The 21,121-nt window shown below is 45.2% G+C and carries 19 protein-coding genes and 1 riboswitch; of the genes, 15 read left to right on the forward strand and 4 right to left on the reverse strand.

The genetic code is table 11. From position 1 onward, the window contains the following. Window positions 1-11: 11 nt before the first annotated feature. The 4 genes from EV211_RS00940 (at window position 12) to EV211_RS00955 (ending at window position 3,473) form a co-directional block, all read left to right on the forward strand. Window positions 12-443: a hypothetical protein gene (locus tag EV211_RS00940; protein ID WP_133527557.1), complete on the forward strand. Its 432-nt coding sequence runs from the start codon at window positions 12-14 to the stop codon at window positions 441-443. A 68-nt stretch (window positions 444-511) separates the two neighbouring features. Next, window positions 512-904: a phage holin family protein gene (locus EV211_RS00945; protein ID WP_133527558.1), complete on the forward strand. Its 393-nt coding sequence runs from the start codon at window positions 512-514 to the stop codon at window positions 902-904. Then, window positions 894-1,670, forward strand: coding sequence for a peptidoglycan recognition protein family protein (locus EV211_RS00950; RefSeq protein ID WP_279222016.1), 777 nt, complete (start codon window positions 894-896; stop codon window positions 1,668-1,670). Before EV211_RS00945 ends, EV211_RS00950 begins: the two co-directional genes overlap by 11 nt. Window positions 1,671-2,222: 552 nt before the next feature. Next, a complete protein-coding gene (locus EV211_RS00955) occupies window positions 2,223-3,473 on the forward strand; it encodes an ATP-binding protein (protein ID WP_133527560.1) in 1,251 nt (416 codons plus the stop codon). Between the two features lie 61 nt (window positions 3,474-3,534). Here EV211_RS00955 and EV211_RS00960 read toward each other — a convergent pair whose 3' ends face one another. Then, window positions 3,535-5,043: an acetyl-CoA hydrolase/transferase family protein gene (locus EV211_RS00960; RefSeq protein WP_133527561.1), complete on the reverse strand. Its 1,509-nt coding sequence runs from the start codon at window positions 5,041-5,043 to the stop codon at window positions 3,535-3,537. A gap of 191 nt (window positions 5,044-5,234) precedes the next feature. On the opposite strand from EV211_RS00960, the gene pyk reads away from it, so the two are divergent. Further along, window positions 5,235-6,692 (forward strand): pyruvate kinase, encoded by a 1,458-nt coding sequence (gene pyk, locus EV211_RS00965; protein WP_133527562.1) that lies wholly within the window; start codon window positions 5,235-5,237, stop codon window positions 6,690-6,692. Between the two features lie 626 nt (window positions 6,693-7,318). On the opposite strand, the gene spoVG is transcribed toward pyk, so the two are convergent. Beyond that, window positions 7,319-7,615, reverse strand: coding sequence for a septation regulator SpoVG (gene spoVG / locus EV211_RS00970; RefSeq protein WP_133527563.1), 297 nt, complete (start codon window positions 7,613-7,615; stop codon window positions 7,319-7,321). A gap of 99 nt (window positions 7,616-7,714) precedes the next feature. Then, complete coding sequence (gene purR, locus EV211_RS00975; protein WP_133527564.1) at window positions 7,715-8,524, reverse strand: pur operon repressor; 810 nt, start codon at window positions 8,522-8,524, stop codon at window positions 7,715-7,717. Between the two features lie 144 nt (window positions 8,525-8,668). Between purR and murC the strand changes: the two genes are divergently transcribed. Genes murC through EV211_RS01025 form a run of 10 tightly spaced genes read left to right on the forward strand, consistent with a single transcriptional unit; the run spans window position 8,669 to window position 20,094 of the window. Then, entirely contained in the window at window positions 8,669-10,042 is a 1,374-nt protein-coding gene (gene murC / locus EV211_RS00980) for a UDP-N-acetylmuramate--L-alanine ligase (RefSeq protein WP_133527565.1), read from the forward strand. 3 nt (window positions 10,043-10,045) lie between these two features. Beyond that, the gene (locus EV211_RS00985; protein ID WP_133527566.1) at window positions 10,046-10,747 is read left to right on the forward strand and encodes a UDP-N-acetylglucosamine diphosphorylase; all 702 of its coding nucleotides are present in this window, start codon (window positions 10,046-10,048) and stop codon (window positions 10,745-10,747) included. An 18-nt stretch (window positions 10,748-10,765) separates the two neighbouring features. Next, window positions 10,766-11,716: a ribose-phosphate diphosphokinase gene (locus tag EV211_RS00990; RefSeq protein ID WP_133527567.1), complete on the forward strand. Its 951-nt coding sequence runs from the start codon at window positions 10,766-10,768 to the stop codon at window positions 11,714-11,716. A gap of 14 nt (window positions 11,717-11,730) precedes the next feature. Continuing rightward, window positions 11,731-12,312 (forward strand): aminoacyl-tRNA hydrolase, encoded by a 582-nt coding sequence (gene pth / locus EV211_RS00995; RefSeq protein ID WP_133527568.1) that lies wholly within the window; start codon window positions 11,731-11,733, stop codon window positions 12,310-12,312. Beyond that, window positions 12,305-15,715, forward strand: a complete 3,411-nt coding sequence (gene mfd, locus EV211_RS01000; RefSeq protein ID WP_133527569.1) for a transcription-repair coupling factor — start codon at window positions 12,305-12,307, stop codon at window positions 15,713-15,715. The genes pth and mfd overlap by 8 nt, the downstream gene beginning before the upstream one ends. Window positions 15,716-15,717: 2 nt before the next feature. Further along, window positions 15,718-17,007, forward strand: a complete 1,290-nt coding sequence (locus EV211_RS01005; RefSeq protein WP_133527570.1) for an amidohydrolase — start codon at window positions 15,718-15,720, stop codon at window positions 17,005-17,007. Between the two features lie 39 nt (window positions 17,008-17,046). Beyond that, window positions 17,047-18,678 (forward strand): putative polysaccharide biosynthesis protein, encoded by a 1,632-nt coding sequence (locus EV211_RS01010; RefSeq protein WP_133527571.1) that lies wholly within the window; start codon window positions 17,047-17,049, stop codon window positions 18,676-18,678. Beyond that, a complete protein-coding gene (gene mazG / locus EV211_RS01015) occupies window positions 18,671-19,480 on the forward strand; it encodes a nucleoside triphosphate pyrophosphohydrolase (protein WP_133527572.1) in 810 nt (269 codons plus the stop codon). The genes EV211_RS01010 and mazG overlap by 8 nt, the downstream gene beginning before the upstream one ends. A 37-nt stretch (window positions 19,481-19,517) precedes the next feature. After that, window positions 19,518-19,796: an HU family DNA-binding protein gene (locus EV211_RS01020; protein ID WP_133527573.1), complete on the forward strand. Its 279-nt coding sequence runs from the start codon at window positions 19,518-19,520 to the stop codon at window positions 19,794-19,796. A 55-nt stretch (window positions 19,797-19,851) separates the two neighbouring features. Beyond that, window positions 19,852-20,094 (forward strand): RNA-binding S4 domain-containing protein, encoded by a 243-nt coding sequence (locus tag EV211_RS01025; RefSeq protein ID WP_133527574.1) that lies wholly within the window; start codon window positions 19,852-19,854, stop codon window positions 20,092-20,094. Between the two features lie 84 nt (window positions 20,095-20,178). On the opposite strand, the gene EV211_RS01030 is transcribed toward EV211_RS01025, so the two are convergent. Further along, window positions 20,179-20,721 (reverse strand): folate family ECF transporter S component, encoded by a 543-nt coding sequence (locus EV211_RS01030; protein ID WP_133527575.1) that lies wholly within the window; start codon window positions 20,719-20,721, stop codon window positions 20,179-20,181. A gap of 140 nt (window positions 20,722-20,861) precedes the next feature. Then, window positions 20,862-20,956, reverse strand: a riboswitch (THF riboswitch). Between the last annotated feature and the right edge of the window lie 165 nt (window positions 20,957-21,121).

Below are 21,121 nucleotides of genomic sequence, written 5' to 3' on the forward strand. Positions count from 1 at the left end.
AAGGCACAACAATGGATCCAACACAGCAGATGATAATCACAGTAATAACATCGACTTCCGTAACAGGTGCTGTAACGGGACTGGTAAGATACTTCATAGATCGGCATGATCGTAAAAGTGGCCGAATGGCTAAGCTCGAATATGACATCGAGGAGATCCGGAAGAACCTTGAGAGTATCAGCAGCATTTTAAGCGACCTGGTCGAAGAGATGAAGAATTTGAAGGAGGACGACATAGTTTTACTTCATGACCGTATCTATCAGGCACTTACATATCTGTCTAAGTTCAAAGAGATAAACCTGATAGACAGGTGCAATGCAGATTACATCCACGAACGATACAAGGCTAACGGAGGAAATCACAAGGAGGAATTGATGTATGAGCTGATTAAGCAAATACCAGTTATTGACGAAAATGGCAACATCATCGTGTTGAAAAAATAAAGATCAAACAGACGCTTAGGCGTTTATTTTTTTAAAAGCCCTGCTGACGCAGGCAGAAAGGAACTATTATGGATTTTACTTTTATCAGTCAGATGTTTATACCAATCGTGCTAGCGGCATGCTTGGTTATTGGTTACATAGTAAAGCACGTTTTACCCACTAACAACAAATGGATTCCGCTGATCCTTGCGGTCTCTGGCGCGTTACTAGGATGTTGGTCAAATGCCAACATAGAATTGACATCCGTCGTCTATGGAGCAGTGACAGGCTTGGCATCCACAGGCATGTACGAAGCTTTTACACAATTCATTGAATCGAAAAATAGCTATAATTCTGGCGATGATTCCAAGGGATTTCCCTCCGAGACAGCAGCTGCTGATATTAATAATGCGACCAGCGCAGCTGCGGTAGAAAATGAGGAGGCCATAGATGCGGAGGCAGGTGACAGCGATGTCAATTAAAAAAATTAGATCCCGTAGGTCAAATTATGGGAACCGGCGAAGTAAATCGTCAATCAGGTACATTGTGTTTCACTACACAGGTAACAGGACGGATACAGCCAAAGCCAATGCAAATTACTTTAAGAACAATTACGTAGGAGCCTCTGCGCATTACTTTGTAGATGCGGCCGGCATTATCCAAAGCGTTCCGGACGATTACGTGGCATGGTCCGTAGGCTCCAGAGGGCTGCTTGACCAAGGTAGCGCCTACGCGAGCAAAGGGCACTCGCGCTGGGGTAAATGCACTAACAGCAACAGCATTTCTATAGAAATGTGTTGTACAAATGGTAAGCACTCAAAAGGCACCCTAGACAATGCGTATGCCCTGGGAGAAAAGTTGGCTAAGAAATATGGAATCAATGATTCACACATCATCCGCCACTTCGACGTCAACGGTAAGCTTTGTCCTCTGTTTTTTGTCACCCATGAATCTGAGTGGAAGAAATTCAAAGCAGGCATGGGCGTCGGATCAGGCGCAAAGACGAAGCATACTACCAAGGTAGTTCTGCCGGTACGAGGCTACTTCAAGTATGGTGATTCTGGGTGGAAGGTAACGAATCTTGAAAAGTACCTTAAGAAACTTGGCTATTACAAAGGTGCTATTGACGGTGGATACGGCTCCCAGATGGAGTCAGCTGTAACAGCTTTCGAGAAGCACTACAAACTTAAGCCATATGATGGCCAGTGGGGTAAAGCCTGCCAGGCTAAATATAAAACTCTAGTTTAAAATGTCGCCAAAATGTCGCCACTAGGTGTAAATTACTTGACAACAATTGAGGTCAGATGAGTGGCGACAATGGCGACTTTTCAACAAAATAACCGCTGAAACCCAGTAAATTCAACGGCCGTTTATACCCGGAGGTCAGAGGTTCAAGTCCTCTCCCCGCAACCAAACGAAAATAAGCACACCTGAAAAGGTGTGATTTTTTTCGCTTAAAATAGGGTAGGACTTGAACCTTAAGAAGGCGCGAGGGTGAAATGAGACGATTCAGCGAATCGTCGAATACCGAGCGGTTCAAGGCGACCGAAGGGGGAGCCGCAGAACGTAAGACACAAGCGAAGCGAAGTGGCTGCGTCCTCTCCCCGCAACCAAACGAAAATAAGCACACCTGAAAAGGTGTGATTTTTTTCGCTTAAAATAGGGTAGGACTTGAACCTTAAGAAGGCGCGAGGGTGAAACGAGACGATTAAGAATTAAATCGTAAAAAAATACGCTTGAATTTACGACTGAAATATATTATAATATCATCATATAACTTGAAGATGGGGGACGCATATCATGAAGGAAAGTAAATCTCTGGAGTTTAAACAAACTATGACTAACACGTTTTTGAAGACAGTAAGTGCTTTTGCTAATTATGATGGGGGAACAATCATATTTGGAATTGCTGACGACGGTAGCGTATCAGGTATCTCTGATCCTGATGGATTTGCTTTGTCTATAGAGAATAAAGTGAATGATGGCATTACGCCACACCCGGATTATACCATTAGCATAAACAGGACGGATAAGACCGTGTCTTTGGAAGTGAGAAGAGGTGCAAGCAAGCCATATCTCTATAAGGCAAAGGCATATAAGAGAAATGATACTGCGACCATAGAAGTAGATAATAATGAATTCACCAGAATGGTTCTAGAAGGCAAAAACATAAATTTTGAAGAATTACCATCAGGTAAAGAACATTTGCGCTTCAATACTCTTGAGCAAAGACTTAGAGAACATACGGGAATAGAGAAATTCGACCTTGACGTTTTAAGAACGCTGAATTTATATTCCAATGACAGCGGATACAATAATGCTGCTGCGATATTAGCAGATGTCAACGATTTCCCCGTTATAGACGTGGCTAAATTCGGCGAGAACATAAGCATAATAAATAAAAGAAAGACCTTCGGCAATATGTCGATAATAACCGCTTACGATAGCGCAGTTGAACTGTTCCGTGATTATTATCAGTATGAAGAAATCTCCGGTATGACGAGAAATAAAGTAGAACTTATCCCGGAGGAAAGCTTCAGGGAAGCTATAGCCAACGCACTGATACACAGAACCTGGGACATGAAAACTTACATACGTGTATCCATGTTTGACGATAGGATAGAAATAGTGTCACCTGGCGGCCTTCCTTATGGCATTACCAATGATGAGTATTTGTCAGGCAGGATATCACTGCTCAGGAATCCTGTTATTGGAAATGTCTTTTTTCGTCTGGGTTTGGTTGAGCTCTTTGGAACAGGTGTATTCAGGATCATGCAGGCTTATGAGAATAGCATGAGAAAGCCGGTCTTTGAAACCAGTGATAACGTAATCAAAGTTACTTTGCCCGTAATAGGGCCTAAAGCCAACCTAACGAAGGATGAGGCAGCAGTGTACAGCGCTCTTAGTAAGGTGAGGTCCAAGTCAATAAGCGAGATAACTGACTCTGTAGAGTTCGGGAAATCCAAGACTACCGAATTATTGAAAGCCCTTTCAGAGGAGGGTATAGTTTCAATAGTGGGCAATGGCCGTGGTACCAAGTATCACGCCTAAAACGGCCATTAAAAAGAGGGCTCCCGTTTAAAGGAACCCTCAGGTTAAACCAATGGATGAATTATTTCATACTACCTGTCTTCATAGCCTTGATATGCCATGAGAAGGCTTCGTCAAGTAGATGAGGTGTCTGAAGAGCGCTTTCCTTGCATGCTCTTTCGAAGTAATCCATAAGCTTGTCTCTGTAATCTGGATGAGCGCAGTTCTGAATGATTTTCACTGCTCTTTCCTTAGGTGTGCAGCCACGCAGATCAGCGAAGCCCTGCTCTGTAACGATGACCATTACATCATGCTCAGTATGGTCTATGTGAGAACAGAAAGGAACGATGGATGAAATATCACCGTGCTTAGCTGTAGATACAGTAGAGAAGATAGTGATAGCTGCATTTCTGGAGAAATCTCCGGAGCCGCCGATACCGTTCATCATACCGCTGCCATTAACATGAGTTGAATTTACATTACCGTAGATATCGCATTCCAGAGCCGTGTTCATGGAAATGACGCCAAGACGCCTTATGAGCTCAGGATTGTTACTGATATCTTCCGGTCTGAATACGAGCTTACCTTTGTACAGTTCGCATTCTTTATCGAACTTCTCCTTCATCTCAGGAGAAGGGGTGATTGCTGTAGTTGAAGCACAGTTGACTTTGCCGGCCTTGATAAGCTCAAGCATGGAGTCCTGTACTACTTCTGTAAAGCATGTCATATCGTGGAAGTCTGATTCCAGCAGACCGTAGAGAACTGCATTGGCTACACTTCCGACTCCTGACTGTATCGGCAGAAGAGTGTCAGTCAGACGACCGGCTTTAACTTCTCCGTTGAGGAATTCGATGATGTTGTCAGCGATTTTCTGCGAATCTTCGCTGATGGCTCCAAGAGGGCGCAGACCGTCCTGGATATCCGTTATTACGATACCTGCGATCTTGTCCCAGCCACATTCCATATATGGTTTGCCGATTCTGTCGTTAGGTTTGGTGATGTTGATCGGCTTTCTGTTAGGCGGGTTATCAAGGATAATGCAGTCATGCATACCTTCCAGTGATAACGGTTGCAAAGTGTTCAATTCAACGATGACTTTATCTGCCTGCCTAATGAATGACGGCGTGTTGCCAACTGATGTAGTTGGAACGATGCTTCCATCCTCATTGATGGCAAGAGCCTCAACGATAGCCATGTCGATTTTCGGCATAACTCCGTAGTTCACATACTGGGCAGATTGAGAAAGGTGCATGTCCACATAATCGCATGCGCCGGTGTTGACAGCCTTCCTGAAGGTTTTATCCGTCATGTACGGCATACGTTTGCCGAGAATGCCTGCTTCAGTCATTTCTGTATCGATTTCCGATCCAAGAGAAGCCCCTGAATAAACATCGACTTTGAATTTCTCCCCGCGCTTTCCTCTCTCGGCCAATGCGTGTGGAACAGCCTTAGGATATCCTGATGCCGTAAATCCGCTTACGCCTAGGACCATGCCGTCCTTGACCATTGCTGCTGCTTCATCAGCTGACATAATCAGGCTTGCGCCTTTGTCACTCCTGAGTCTTTCTTTTACTTTTGGATCCAGTTCCATTGTTTTCCCTCCTGTGTTTATATGTTAATTATTTATCGAAATTGCTTTTTCAATGATAACACTTTAATTGTGAAGTATCAACCGAATACTTGTTTTGTTTTTGTACAACTTCATATGCTGTACAACCTTGACAAATGTTGTATAATAATCACAAAAAGATATAGGATTTAGTAGGAACAAAGGGGTGCTTTATGCGTAAAACCAAAATCATATGTACCATAGGGCCGGCGTCCAGAGACGAGGCCACCATGGAGAAACTGCTGAAGGCAGGCATGAACGTGGCCAGACTGAATTTTTCTCATGGCAGTCATCAGGAGCACAGAGAAAACATCGAGCGGTTCAGGCGCGTCAGGGATAGTCTTGGCCTGCCTGCGGCAGTGCTTTTGGACACAAAAGGTCCTGAGATAAGGATCAGGTCTTTCCAGGGCGGTAAGGTGCTGTTGAAGGATGGCGAGTATTTTACTATTACGACGAGAGATGTCGAAGGAACTGAGAAAATCGTTTCCGTGACCTATGAGGCTATGCCAAGGGAAGTGTCCAAGGGGAAAAAGGTCCTTATAAACGATGGAAAAGTCATGCTTGAAGTCATAGATACGACAGATACAGATGTAAATTGCAAGGTAATACACGGAGGTGTCCTCAGCGACAACAAGGGCGTCAACCTTCCCAATGTAAATCTGGGAATGGAGTTTATGTCAGAAAAAGACAAATCGGATCTTTTGTTCGGCATTGAAAACGATGTTGACTACGTGGCCGCGTCTTTCGTAAGAACAGGTGACGACGTACGCAATATGAGGGAGTTTTTGTGCGATAACGGTGGCGAGCAGATCAGGATAATAGCCAAGATAGAAAGCACCCAGGGCGTAGAAAACTTTGAGGAGATTTTGTCTCTGGCTGACGGAATAATGATAGCCAGAGGCGACATGGGCGTAGAGCTGGCCTTTGAAAAACTGCCTGGAATACAAAAGAAATTTATCAGGCGCTGTGTCCAGTCTGGTAAAACTGTCATCACGGCTACGCAGATGCTGGAGTCTATGATCTCCAGCCCTGTGCCTACAAGGGCAGAGACTAACGATGTGGCAAATGCTGTCTTCGACGGTACCAGCGCTGTGATGCTTTCCGGTGAGACGGCTGCTGGTCAGTATCCTGTGGAGGCGGTCACGGCCATGGCTAAAATCGCCGAGCAGGCGGAGGACGACAAGCCGAGAATCGCAAACAAGGATACTGTCTGGCATGAGATGGATTCTGACGATTTGACTAATGCAGTTGGCCATGCGGCCTGTACGCTGGCAAGGGATATCGATGCGGCGGCCATAATGGCTGTAACTAAGTCGGGTTACACGGCCAGGCGAATGGCAAAGTTCAGGCCGGATATTACCATTATCGGCGCAACGCCGTATCTGAAGGTATATCATCAACTGGCGCTTACCTGGGGCGTCAGACCACTCAGGGCTGAACAAAGGGGTGAGGTTGAGGAACTTTTCTCTCACTGTATCAGCAAGGCTATACGTGCCGGTGTTCTGAACGATGAGGACCGGGTGGTCCTTAGCGCGGGATTGCCTCTGAATGTGTCAGGGAATACGAATATAATCAGAGTAGAAACCGCCAGCCTGACCACCACTTCCGCTCCTGCTGGTCCTCGTGTGTAGGCAATCATATAGTCTCTCTCACGAAGAACAGAATATGTCGCGAACTAGGCGAAATGTTTAAAGCCTTCTGCGAAGTCTTCAAATGGTGACACTATCGGAATAACTGTACTAGTACATTATTCCTCCTCTGTCACCATTTATTTCGCCGTCAAACATAGCGACCATATTAAACTGTTCCTCTTGTTCGCTTGCGACTATGGTTGCACTTGCTCCTGCGGAATCGCATGGCGGAAGGGCAGTCAGGCGGAGTTGAAAGAGTCCTTGGTTTTGGCTTTGCATTCGCCTGGGAGGCACAACACGAGGCCTGAGTGATTCCGCAGGGACAGTTACAGCCATAGTCGCAGACGAGTGACAAGAACAGACAAATGTGCGGCACTGTCTGAGTTGAAACCCAAGGGCGTGAATCGCAGACATATCATGCTTGTATGATATGTCAAGGTGAACGTCCTTGAAAGGTGACTGTTACGAATTATTATCAGTCACCTTAGAGGGTTTCAACGAGTTTGCCGCACATTCTGTTCTTGACGAGTGAGACTATATGGCTGTCTGCCCCGAGGACCCAACGTAGGCCTCGTAGTTGTGCCCATTAAAAAAGCCGCTGCACAGCAGCGGCTCACATGTCTAAATTAAACTTCAGCAGGGGCTTCTACAGCCTCTTTTTCTTTTTCTGCAAGTACCTTATCGTACTCGGCGAAAATTGCCTCCTTGATCCGATTCCTTGTTTCAGATGTCAGAGGATGCGCGATGTCTCTGAAATCGCCTTCTCCCATCTTCCTGCTCGGCATTGCGATAAACAATCCATTCTGTCCTTCGATTATCTTGATATCGTGAACTACGAATTCATCATCGAATGTAACCGAGACAACTGCCTTCATTTTCCCGTCGTCTCCAACTTTGCGAATTCTCACATCAGTTATATTCATAGTCTGACCACCTTTCTGGCTTAAAATATTATAAATAGCACTAATATTATACCTCTAATTATTTGGCCATGCAATATAAAATTCAAAAATGTCTGACTATTAGAAAATATGTTCGTTAGGGAAAACCTGTATCGTGTGGTTCTCTTCGTCTACATCGCCCAAATATAAAACGGCAGTATAGTCGGTGAGTCTCTTTTTTTCAGGTTCCAGGCTGACTATGGCGATGCCAACTCCAACAACAGAAACATCAAACTCTGCAAGGATATCTGATATACCCTTGGTGCTGCCGCCGCCCCGCATGAAATCATCTATGACCAGGGCCTTGGAACCCGGCACTACAGCTCTCTTGGATATGGACATCTTCTGGACCCTGTCGTAAGACCCGGAAAAGTAATTGATACTTACGGTCGAACCTTCTGACACTTTAGCTTCCCTGCGAATGATCACCAGCGGCAGATCCAGCTGATGGGCCACCATAGTGGCCAGGGGAATGCCCTTTGTTTCCACAGTAGCTACATAGTCGGCGCCGCTGTCGCGGAATTTTCGCGCAAAAATCGATGCCAGCTTTGAGACAAGGGCCGTGTCGAACATGAGATCTGATGTGTACAGAAATCCACCGCCAAGGATGCGGCTGCTGTCGCGGAGCCTCTCACAAAACTCAGCCTGCAGGGCTTCCACAGCCTCGGCCGTAATGGATGACATGAATCGAACGCCACCCTTTGCGCCTGAGATTGTCTCGATATAGCCCGTGCCTGTAGACCTTATGGATGAGTCCGCCAGACTCAGGTCCTCGCTTATGCTTGACTTCGCCACATCAAACAACTCGCAGAAATAATGCAGGGGGTACAATTTGCCCGGTGAATCCGTGAGTGTCTTAACTATTATGCCTATTCGTTCTGTCCTTTTCATAAAAATGCCTCCATTACTAAAATAATATTATTGCACTTTTTAAGATTTGTCCAGCATTTTTGGCCTCTTTTATGCTATAATAATCATACATATGGAATCGCATAACTTGGTTATGCGACTAATTCAATTATGGGAGAGTGAAAAATGATAGATCTATCTAGATATAAAAACGTTCATTGCATTGGAATCGGAGGGATAGGGCTTTCTGCTATAGCGGAGATACTTATTTCCAGAGGTTACAAGGTCACAGGTTCAGACATGAAAGAATCGGAAGTGACGGAGAGACTGCGAGAAAACGGCGCAGAGATATTTATTGGCCATAGGGCAGAAAACGTTGAGAATGCCGACCTGATCGTATATTCGGCAGCCATTGCAGAGGAAAATCCTGAGATAGTCAGGGCGAAAGAACTGAACATTCCTCTTGCAGGAAGAGCTGAAGTATTGGGCACATTGATGGATGAGTTCAAGACAAGCATTGCTATTAGCGGGACTCACGGCAAGACGACGACTACCTCTATGGTTTCTTTGATTTTGGAGCACGCTGCTCTGAAGCCTACTATACTCGTCGGAGGAGAACTTCAGGAAATAGGTGGCAATGTGAAAGTCGGTCATAGCGATTACTTTGTCACAGAAGCCTGCGAATACAGAGACAGTTTTCTTCAACTCGGACCTAAAATAGAAGTAATATTGAATATAGATTCAGACCACCTTGACTATTTCAAAGACATTGAGCACATTGTCAAGTCCTTTGACAAGTTTGCCAAATCCGTACCTGAAGACGGAAAGATCATCGCTTACGATGCTAATCCATTCGTTGACCAGGTAATAAACGGCATGTCAAATGTGGTGACTTATGGATATAATAAAGACTGTACATACTATATTACAGATATAAAATTCGATGGAGAAGGAATGCCTTCCTTCCATATGAATCACGATGGAAAAGATCTGGGAGAGGTGAAGCTGCAGATACCTGGTGAACATAACATATTGAATGCCAGCGCGGCCTATGCTTGCTGCCATGAACTGGGCGTCGACGAGGACGTGATCGCCTCTACACTGAAATCTTACAAAGGCACTGAAAGACGATTCGACATTATCGGTGTTACTGACAAAGGCGTCAAGGTAGTAGACGACTATGCTCATCATCCAACGGAAATCAAGGCTACTCTCAGCGCTGCCGAGAATATACCTCACCATGAACTGTGGTGCGTATTCCAGCCGCATACATACACCAGGACTCTGGCCCTGTTCGACCAGTTCGCTGATGCCTTTGAAAAGGCAGATGTGCTCATACTTGCTGATATCTATGCAGCCAGGGAAAAGGACATATACGAGATATCATCGGACAAGTTGGCTGATGCCATCAGGAAAGAACATCCAACCAAGAAGGTTATGTATATGAAGGACTTTGAAGATATCGCTGACTATGTCAGGAATAACGCCACAAAGGGCGACCTGGTCATCACCATGGGTGCAGGGGATATCTATAAGGTCGGCAAAATGATAATGGAGTAGGCTATGGATTACGATGAATATATGAAAAAGGAAAATGAGCGCAGAAGTATCGCCATCGATCATCTGAAAAATGGTGTGGAATTTGTCGACATCAACTCCGCTTATATAGATCCTCAGGTGAAAATAGGTGCAGGCACTGTAATAGGCCCATGCGTCACTCTTGAGGGTGCAACTGTCATCGGCGAAGGTTGCCACATATTCCAGAATACCAGAATACAGGACTCTGAAATAGGTGATGGAGTCGAGATACAGAGTTCGGTAATAATAGAAAGCTCCGTAGGAAAGGACACGAAAGTTGGGCCTTTTGCATACCTGAGGCCGGGCTCACACATAGGAGAAGCATGTAAGGTAGGAGATTTTGTAGAAGTCAAGAATTCAAACTTTGGCGACGGATCCAAGACTGCCCACCTGACATATATAGGCGATGCTGATGTAGGGAAAAATGTCAACATCGGTTGCGGCGTGGTTTTCGTAAACTACGACGGCACTAATAAATACAGATCAACCGTTGGTAACGGCGCGTTCATAGGATGTAATACCAATCTGGTTTCACCGGTGAACGTAGAAGATGGAGCATATATAGCAGCGGGTAGTACCGTCACTAAGAATGTACCTGAGGATGCGCTTTGTATAGCGAGATCCAAACAGAGGAACATTGAGGGATGGGCTGCTGCCAGAGGTCTTTACAACAAAAAAGATAAATAGTTTTAGGAGGTACAAACTATGAAAAATGGCGCTTTTTCGGATTATAAGGTATTTGCGGGAAATGCACATCCGAAGCTTGCAGAAGAAATCACTTCAATTATGGGTAAGCCCCTTGGCAAGGCAACGGTAACCAAATTCAGCGATGGGGAAATTTCTGTAAGCTTGTGGGAATCAGTTAGAGGAGTAGATGTGTATATCATCCAGCCCACCTGTGGTCCGGTAAACGACAATCTTATGGAACTTCTGATCATGATAGATGCCATGAAGAGAGCATCTGCAGGCAGGATCAATGCTGTAATACCTTATTATGGGTATGCCAGACAGGACAGGAAGGCTAAGGCAAGGGATCCTATTACCGCCAAACTGGTAGCTAATCTACTGGTGGCAGCCGGTGCTGACAGAGTTCTGACTATGGATCTTCATGCTAATCAGATACAGGGATATTTCGATATTCCGGTGGATCATCTGGTGGGAATGCCTATATTAGCCAAGTATTTCAAGGAGAAGAACCTTGAGGATGTGGTCATAGTATCTCCGGACCATGGCAGTGTTACAAGAGCCAGGAATATGGCAGAATATCTTGACTGCCCAATAGCTATAGTAGATAAGAGGCGCCCTGAACCTAATAAGAGCGAGATAATGAATATTATAGGAAATATTGACGGCAAGAACTGCATTATCCTTGATGATATGATAGATACAGCAGGAACCATAACAAATGCAGCCAATGCTATCAAAGATCTGGGAGCAAAGGATGTATATGCCTGTGCGACTCATGCGATCCTATCCGGACCTGCAACGGAAAGAATCAGAGATTCCGTTATTAAAGAGATGGTTCTGTTGAATACTGTACCTCTTGCTGAGGAAAAGAAACTGGACAAGATGACATTCCTTTCCGTAGCTCCGCTGTTCGCAGAAGCTATGATCAGAGTATTCACTAACGGATCTATCAGTAAATTATTCGACTAAATAAAGGTGAACAAATGTATGTTATCGTAGGCCTCGGCAATCCGGGGAAAAAGTACGAAAACACCAGGCATAATCTAGGGTTTATTACCATTGACAGACTGGCGGAAGAAAATGATATTAAAGTCAGCAAATTGAAATTCAAGGCGCTGACAGGCGAGGGCAGGATCGGTTCTGAAAGGGTCCTGCTCGTCAAGCCTCAGACATATATGAATCTAAGCGGTGAATCAGTAAGAGAGATAATGAATTTCTACAAGCTGGAACCGGAAAACCTCATAGTTATATACGATGACTTCGATATAGATGTGGGGACTATTCGCATACGTAAATTCGGGAGCGCAGGGACACATAATGGAATGAAATCAATTATTTTCCAGATACAGTCTGACAGATTCCCTAGAATAAGAATAGGCACAGGCAGCGACCATATGGGAAACCTGGCAGACTTTGTTACAGGTGGATTTACTAAAGGGGAAGTACCTCTTCTTGAGGAAGCTGTGACAAACGCAGTGAAAGCCTGCGAAACCATAATATCTGATGGCACTGACAAAGCCATGAACTTATATAACAGTAAAAAATCTGAGGATAAGCATGAGTAAAACCGGTATAATAGGTATTTCGGGCATATCGGAAAGCCGTTCTGCGCTGATAATATCTGACATCATTAAAAAAGAAGAGGGACAGAACCTGATCATCGTTGCTACAGAGCCAAGAGCGAGAAGGCTTGCCGATGATCTTTCTTTTTTTACGAATAAAACAGTTGTGACAATGCCTGCGGAAGATCAGGTATTCTTGCGTTATGAGGCTAAGAATCATGATACTTTGCTGGAAAGGTTAAGTGGACTGAAGGCCTTGTGCACGGATCCTGAATGTATAGTAGTGGCTCCGGTTTCCGCCGCAGTGAAGAAGGCTATACCTCACAGAGTATTTGAATCGAAGAAACTTACTTTTACACTGGGAGAGAATATAGACCTGAAACATGTGAAAGAAACCCTGGTGGAAATGGGTTATGAAGCCATGTCTATGGTCGAGGGCAGAGGCGAATTCAGTATTCGCGGAGGAATAATTGATGTCTTCACTCCAGATGGAAATGATCCATACAGAATAGAACTATTCGATACAGAAGTCGATTCTATCAGAGAATTCGATATAGATACTCAGCGTTCTTCAGAAAATCTAAAAAGCGTAGAGGTAGGACCTGCCGAGCAGGTATTTGCCGACAGAGAAGTTTTCAGAGCGGCCTCAGAAAATATATACAAGGAATATACAGCCCAGGCGGCACGCCTTGCCAAGAAGGGCGAAGAATATAGAGAAGCCGTAGATAATCTGGAAAAGCGCAGAGACGAACTCTGCGAATATGTGGACAACGCCACTAATATACAGTTGCTGGAAAACTATCTCCATTATTTCTATGATTCTACAGAGTATCTATGGGATTATATGAAGGCTGGAAATGTTTTCATAGACGATCCTGACAGGATATATGAATTCCTTGATTCACGTAGCAGGGAAATCAAGGCAGATTTTAAAATAATGCTGGAAAGAGGCCAGATCACTCCTAAGGATACGGCGCTCCTTTCCGGTAGAGAAGACTTTATGAAAGCCTTTGATCACGAGCCGGTCTATATGATAACGCCTTTCCCTAAGGCAGTCAAAGGTGTAGAACGCATGAGCGAACTGCATAATTATCAGAGCAGCCAGATGGTAGCATTTAACGGACGTATGGATCTGCTGGAGTCTGAATTGAAATCCTTCGCAAAAAAGAACTATGAAATAGTCATAGTTGCCAGCAGCGAAGAACGACGCAAGAATCTCATTGAATTCGTAGACAGGGCCGGCGTTCTTTCTAAGGTGAAATTCATGACGGGCACATTGTCTGCAGGAATGGAATTTCAGGAGCTTAAGTTTTGTTATATCAGCGACAATGATATATTCGGCGATCAGAAACAGGGCCGGAAAAAGAAAAAGAGCAAGACCCGCGGCCAGCAGATAGAAAGCTTCTCGGATCTGAAAAAAGGAGACTATGTAGTTCATGAAAACCACGGCATTGGAAAATTCGTAGGAATTCAGCAACTTGATATACAGGGAGAGAAGAAAGATTATCTGAAAATCAAGTATGCCGGAAATGATTTTCTCTATGTGCCTGTGGAACAGTTTGATATAATTCAGAAATACATAGGCTCAGAGGGAACAGCACCTAAGATCAATAAGCTTTCAGGGAACGACTGGAAGGTGACCAAGGCCAGAGCCAAGGCTGCCATTGCTGAAATGACCGATGAACTTGTAAAGTTATATGCTGAGCGAGAGGTAGAACAGGGCTATGCTTTCGGGCAGGACACTGTCTGGCAGCGCGAATTTGAAGACGGATTTCCTTATGTGGAAACTGACGATCAGCTGCGTTCAATAAGTGAGATCAAGGCTGACATGGAAAAACCTGTAGCCATGGACAGGCTCCTTTGCGGAGATGTTGGCTTCGGTAAGACGGAAGTGGCTGCCAGAGCAGTGTTCAAATGCCTGGCAGAAGGCAAGCAGGCGGCCATACTGGTACCGACTACTATATTGGCAAATCAACATTATTACACATTGAAAGACAGATTCGAGCATTTTCCATTTAAGGTCGAAATGTTATCAAGATTCAGAAATGAAACTCAGCAGAAGAAGATAGTTGAAGAACTGGGCAAGGAAAATATCGATCTGATCATAGGAACACACCGGCTTCTGTCCAAGGATGTGAAATTCAAGGATCTGGGGCTTCTTGTCATAGATGAAGAACATCGTTTCGGCGTTGCCCATAAGGAAGCTATCAAACAACTGAAGAAGAATGTAGACGTTCTGACTCTGTCAGCAACGCCTATTCCGAGGACTCTGAATATGTCCCTTACAGGCATCAAGGACATGAGTCTCATAGAAGAGCCGCCGGAGGAAAGATATCCGGTCCAGACTTATGTACTAGAGCAGGATGACATGCTTATGAGAGACGTTATAACCAGAGAACTGGACCGCGGCGGGCAGGTATTCGTCGTGACCAGAAGGATCAAAGGTATTGGCCGCATAGGTGAGAAAATTGAACGGCTGGTTCCGGAGGCAAAGATCGCCATAGGCCACGGCCGCATGAACGAGCAGACACTGGAAGACGTCATGGTGGATTTTGTTAATGGCAAGACTAATGTTCTGCTGGCTACTACCATAATAGAGTCCGGCATAGACATACCTAACGCCAACACTTTGATCGTAGTGGATGCAGACCGATACGGCCTGGCTCAGCTTTATCAGCTGAGAGGGCGCGTGGGCAGATCCAATCGTATGGCATACGCCTACCTTATGTATCAGAAAGACAAGGTGCTGACAGAGGTAGCAGAGAAGCGGCTGAAGGCTATAAGGGAATTCACAGAATTCGGCGCCGGCTTCAAGGTAGCCATGCGTGACCTGGAAATAAGGGGCGCAGGCAATCTGCTGGGAAGTCAGCAGAGCGGCTACATGATGAACATAGGTTATGAACTATATTGCAAGCTGGTAGATGACGCAGTGAGGAAACTCAAGGGCGAGATCGTAAATGAAACTTCGGAAGAAACTTCAGTGGAACTTGCAGTAGCGGCCAACATACCGGACTGGTATATAGAGAACGAGACCCTGAAGCTGCAGATGTATAAGAAAATCGCCTCAGTGAGAAGCGATGAAGACGATGAAGAGATCATAGACGAACTCATAGATCGCTTCGGCGATGTGCCGAGAGAAACTCTCAATCTGATCAAGGTATCCAGGATCCGCGGTCTGGCTGAGTTGTTATCAGTCAAACGCATTTACGAGCAGGGCAAGACGATAATATTTACTTTTGCCGAGAAAAGTCAGCTGACGCCTCTCGGCATAGTGAACATAAATGAAGTTTTCAAGGGGCGCGCCTTCGTTCACGGCGGGGTGGAGCCATATATCAGAATTCCTATGGATCAAAACAACAAACTGAAAGACTCGCTGAAATTACTGAGTCTGGTGAAAGGAGACTGAAGATGCTGTTTAAAAATATAACTATATTAGATGAAAATCTTGAAGTCGGTGAGAATAAATTCGTTGCTACTAATGGCGACAGAATCGAATATATCGGGGATGTGAAGCCGTCCGGCGACTATGGAGACGAATATGACGGAAAGGGCAAACTGCTTATGAGCGGATTTTACAATGCCCACGCCCATTCGCCTATGGCTCTCATGCGGGGCTACGGCGAAAACCTGGCCCTGCAGGACTGGCTTGGAACGAGGATATTTCCTTTTGAGGCAAAGCTCACTGGCAACGCCGTATACTGGGGCACGTTGTTATGCATGGCTGAATCACTGAGCTTTGGCATAGTGTCAACATCGGACATGTATTATTTTGTTGATGATATGGCCCGGGCCGTAGCAGACAGCGGCGCCAAAAATAACATTTCCAGGTCTATAGTCAACCCGGCGGGTGAAGATTTCGACTCAATGGAATCTGTAAAGGAAATGAAGGCGGCCGTGAAGGCTCTCAATGGAGCGGCAGACGGCAGAATAATCATGGACACCAGTCTCCACGCTGAATATACCAATGATGAGAAGACAGCCAGGGCTCTGGCGGAATATACCAAGGAGGCTGGCCTGAACATGCAGGTCCACGTTTCTGAAACAAAGACAGAGCACGAGGAGTGCAAGGGTCGTCACGGCGGCAAGACGCCTGTGGAATTCCTTGCGGACTGCGGCATATTCGATACATCGACTACAGCAGCACATTGTGTATGGATAGAGGGCGACGATTACGATATTCTGAAGGAAAAGGGCGTAACAGTCGCAACGAATCCAGTCAGCAATCTGAAACTGGCCAGCGGTATAGCCAACAGCGGAGAAATACTGAAGAAGGGCATAAACCTGGCTATCGGCACAGATAGCGTGGCCAGCAACAACAGCCTGAACTTTATAGAAGAGATAAAGACCCTTGCCCTCATAGGCAAGATAAAGGCCGGGGATCCGACGGTGATTACACCGGTAGAGGCATTGCGGGCTGCAACCAGGGGCGGCGCTGTTTCTCAGGGCCGCAAGGACTGCGGTGCCCTGAAGACAGGTAACAAGGCAGACCTTATAGTCCTTGATACGGCCGTGCCGCACATGCACCCGGTACATAATATGGTGAATAATGTAGTTTATTCGGCATCGGGCAGCGATATAGTACTTACCATGGTCGATGGAAAAGTTCTTTACAAAGACGGAGAATATGTTACAATCGATACTGAAAAAGCGATATTTGAGACAGAGAAGGCGACTAAAGGGATTTTGAGTCAGTTATAGTAAGGGGATAATCGAAATATTATAATAGGGGAGTAATAGATGGCAAATAAGGGGAATAAGTTTATTAAGGGCGCGGCTGTTCTGGCCGGGGCCGGAATAATGATAAAGGTGCTGGGTGCGGTGTTCCGCATTCCGCTTACAGATTGGATAGGCGCTACAGGAATGTCGTATTATGGAGTTGCCTATTCCATTTATGGTGCCCTGGTGGTTCTGGCTACGGCAGGAATTCCGGTGGCTATATCCAGGCTGGTTTCAGAAAGCATAGCGGTCAAGCAGTATAAAAATGCTCATAAGACATTCAGAGTGGCCACAGTTCTGCTGTTTGCTGTGGGTCTGATTTCCTTTGCTATATGTTTCTTTGGAGGCAATTGGATCGCAGAATTATTCGGAAATAAGGACGCAGGTCCGGCCGTAAGGGCCATATCGCCGGCGTTGCTTTTTGTTCCTGTATTTTCGGCGTTCAGAGGCTATTTCAATGGTAGGCAGAATATGAATCCTACTGCCATATCTGAAATCACTGAGCAGCTTGTAAGGTGCGGTGTAGGATTATATCTGGCATACTCATTGTACAAAACGAGTCTTATCAAGGCTGCAGCGGGGGCTTCCTTTGGTGCGTCGGCTGGTTCCATAGCCGGACTTCTGATTATTTTCCTCATCTATCTTATGAATAAGAAATCGATAAATCATAAAATAGAGGTTCATGATCAGGCAGTAGAATCCAGCAAGAAAATTGCCAAGAAGATCGTGATCATTGCTATTCCAATAATCATTGGCTGCGAGATCATGCCGATAATGACACTGATAGATACAAGTATCATAATGAGAGTACTTCAGAGCACCGGATGGTCATTGGCCGAATCTAATTATCTATATGGATTGCTGAGTGGTTTCTGCAATGCGTTGATAGCTTTCCCGCAGATATTCACCCAGGCTGTAGCCGTTAGTCTGGTGCCTGCCATATCTGCTCATTTCAAACTGAAGGAAATGGATAAGGTAAACGATACCATAGCCCTGGGATACAGAACGACAATGATAATGGCCTTCCCATGCGCCTTCGGTATATTTGTCCTGGCAGAGCCTATACTTAAACTTTTGTATTTCGCACAGCCACAGGGTTGTCACGACGCAGCGCCAACATTGATGATAATGGCTATAAGCGTTATTTTCCTGGCAGTTATGCAGACATCTACAAGTGTGCTCCAGTCAATAGGCAAGCAGATGATACCTGTAAGAAATCTGGCTATCGGATGCGTAGGTAAAGTCGTTATTACATACGTATTGGTAGGTATACCTGCATTGAACATTAAGGGAGCAGCCCTTGGAACTATGTTCGCATATTTCATCGCTATGGTCCTCAACGGACTCAGCGTCAAGAAGTACACAGGAATCAAGTACGACATGAAACTGACCTACGGAAGACCTGCCGCTGCGGCTATTGTAATGGCAGGCTGCGCCTTCGGCATCTACAAAGGACTCTTTGCACTACTAAACACCGGCGCACACAGCGCCGTAGGCATAAGCGGACTTTGCACAGTCATAGCCATACTGGCGGCTATGGTCATCTACGCTGTACTGATTTTCGCAGTCAAGGCTATAACCGTAGACGAACTGGAAACCATGCCTGGCGGAACCAAGCTGGCTAAAATAGCAAGGAAGTTTATACATGAATAAGGAATATGAAGAATTATATCAGCCGGCGGACAATGATACTGACGCCTGCAAAAGACTCATCGATATAGTGAGAGTTTTGCGGCAGAAATGCCCATGGGACAAAGTCCAGACTCACGAGTCTCTACGCACCTGCATGATAGAAGAGGCATATGAAGCGGTGGATGCCGTGGACAAAGGCGACGTTGATAACCTTCGTGAGGAACTGGGTGACGTAATGCTTCAAGTGGTGTTAAATGGTATTATCGGGGAAAATATGGGTGAATTTACCATAACAGACATAATAAATGAGGAATGTGAGAAAATGATACGTCGTCATCCCCATATTTTCGACTCAGAAAGCCCAAAAACTATTGACAAAGTCCTTGAAAAATGGGAAAATATAAAGCGTGAAGAGCACGGTGAATCTTTGAAAGTAGAGAGACTCGCTGACGTACCTAAAGCTCTGCCTGCACTTATCAGAAGTGCTAAAGTGCAGAAACGAGCTTCGCAGGTCGGATTCGATTGGGACAGTGCTGAAGAAGCATTGCCGAAGATCGAGGAAGAGTATGAGGAACTCAGGACAGCCTTGGGTATGGGTGATCTGAGATCTGCTGAAGAAGAACTGGGCGATTTACTATTTTCTGTAGTAAATGTTTCCAGACTACTGGGTGTGAACCCGGAGGAGGCATTGAAGGGCTCTACTGATAAATTCATTGACAGATTCGGATTTATCGAGGAGAGAGCTATTGCGAGGGGAGCGGACATTGAGTCTATGACCCTTGAGGAAATGAACGAAATTTGGGAAGAAGCTAAGCTGAAATAAATTTCGTGAGTCATTAATGTTTAAGGAGGATTTTATAATGAATAAGGCTGAACTAGTTGCTGCAGTAGCAGAGAAAACCAACTTCACAAAGAAGGATGCAGAGGTGGCTATCAACGCATTCCTGGCTACAGTACAGGGAGCATTGGTAAAAGGTGAGAAAGTACAGTTGATCGGATTCGGTACTTTTGAGACAAGAGAGAGAAAAGCTAGACAGGGAAGAAACCCTAGAAAGCCGGATGAAATTATCAAGATCGCTGCTTCTAAGGCTCCTGTATTTAAAGCAGGAAAAGCTCTTAAGGATGCAGTAAACAAATAATAACTACGACTTTAAGGACAGCTTCGGCTGTCCTTTTGTTTTAGGCGGAGGGAAAATGAGAGTAGACAAATATTTGAAGAATTCGCGGCTCATCAAACGCAGGACTATAGCTAAGGAAGCCTGTGACCAGGAGAGAGTATTCGTAAACGATAAAGTGGCCAAGGCGGGAACAGAGGTGAACATCGGAGATGTGATCCATATAGAATTCGGCAACAGCTCTGTAACAGTAAAAGTGCTCAATGTAGCAGATTCTGTTAGAAAGGAAGCAGCCACGGACATGTATGAAGTCATAGACTAAATAATAAGAGACCGGCAACACTCATCAGGCAAGGGCCTGTTTGAGTTTTACGGTCTCTTTTTATTTATACGACTAATGTATCGACTAAGCCACTTTGGCGTTACCAGCGGCCGCGTTACGGGCCATAGGTATGCGCTTGAAGACTTTATTCCACACGAGTGGAATGAGTATTGCCTGAACAGGTATCTCGAAGCAGCACTTGACGACCCTGAGCGGTAACATTGCCAGGAACCCCTGGCCCATAAGTATATGCAGCCAGTACGTATCCAGGAAAAGATTCATGGTTACGACTACGATCACTGCGGCCAGCAGAGACCTTTTCCAAGTGATCTCTTTTTTGTACAAAATCAATCCGAAGATGATGCCCGTCAGGCAAGCCGTAAGGGTGAAGCCGGGGAAGTATGCTCCCTTAGGGAATATAAGCATACCCAATATATCTCCCAGGGCATAGGCACCGCCGGCAAACCAAGGCCCATACATGATGGCTACCATGGCGACAGGTATGAAGCCAAAGCCTATCCTGGCGATTCCGGCTACGTCTACAGATAAAAACCTCGTGAGGATTATCTCCAGCGCAATCATGAAAGCCAGCGTTACGAGTGTAACAGTCTTATTATTTTTCGACATTAAAAAAACTCCCTTCACTATATAAGTGTAGTAATAACTTTAACTACACCGAAGCGTGAAAGAAGTCCTGCGAAATATCTCCCTACAATTAGACATATCAGATGATCTGATGTACGCGCCTGACTACCTTTAACAGGTGTAGTAGTGGACGCAACATTGCACCGCGGTTGTTATACCCTTCGTTCATAAGCAACATCCCATCTTATGACACTTGACGCACAATATTTACTCTACTGGTGACAATCATATCATAGCCAGGCTAATAGTTCAATAGATATTATGATAAATAGTGCGATAATTATTCCTATAATAGGAAGGAAAAAGTTTTTAAAAAAAGGTTGTAAATGAGGGTTGACATGAAGGGGCATAGATGATAAACTAAGCAAGTTGTCGTTCGAAG

This window comes from Aminicella lysinilytica (genome assembly GCF_004362975.1).
Lineage (GTDB): Bacteria > Bacillota > Clostridia > Peptostreptococcales > Anaerovoracaceae > Aminicella > Aminicella lysinilytica.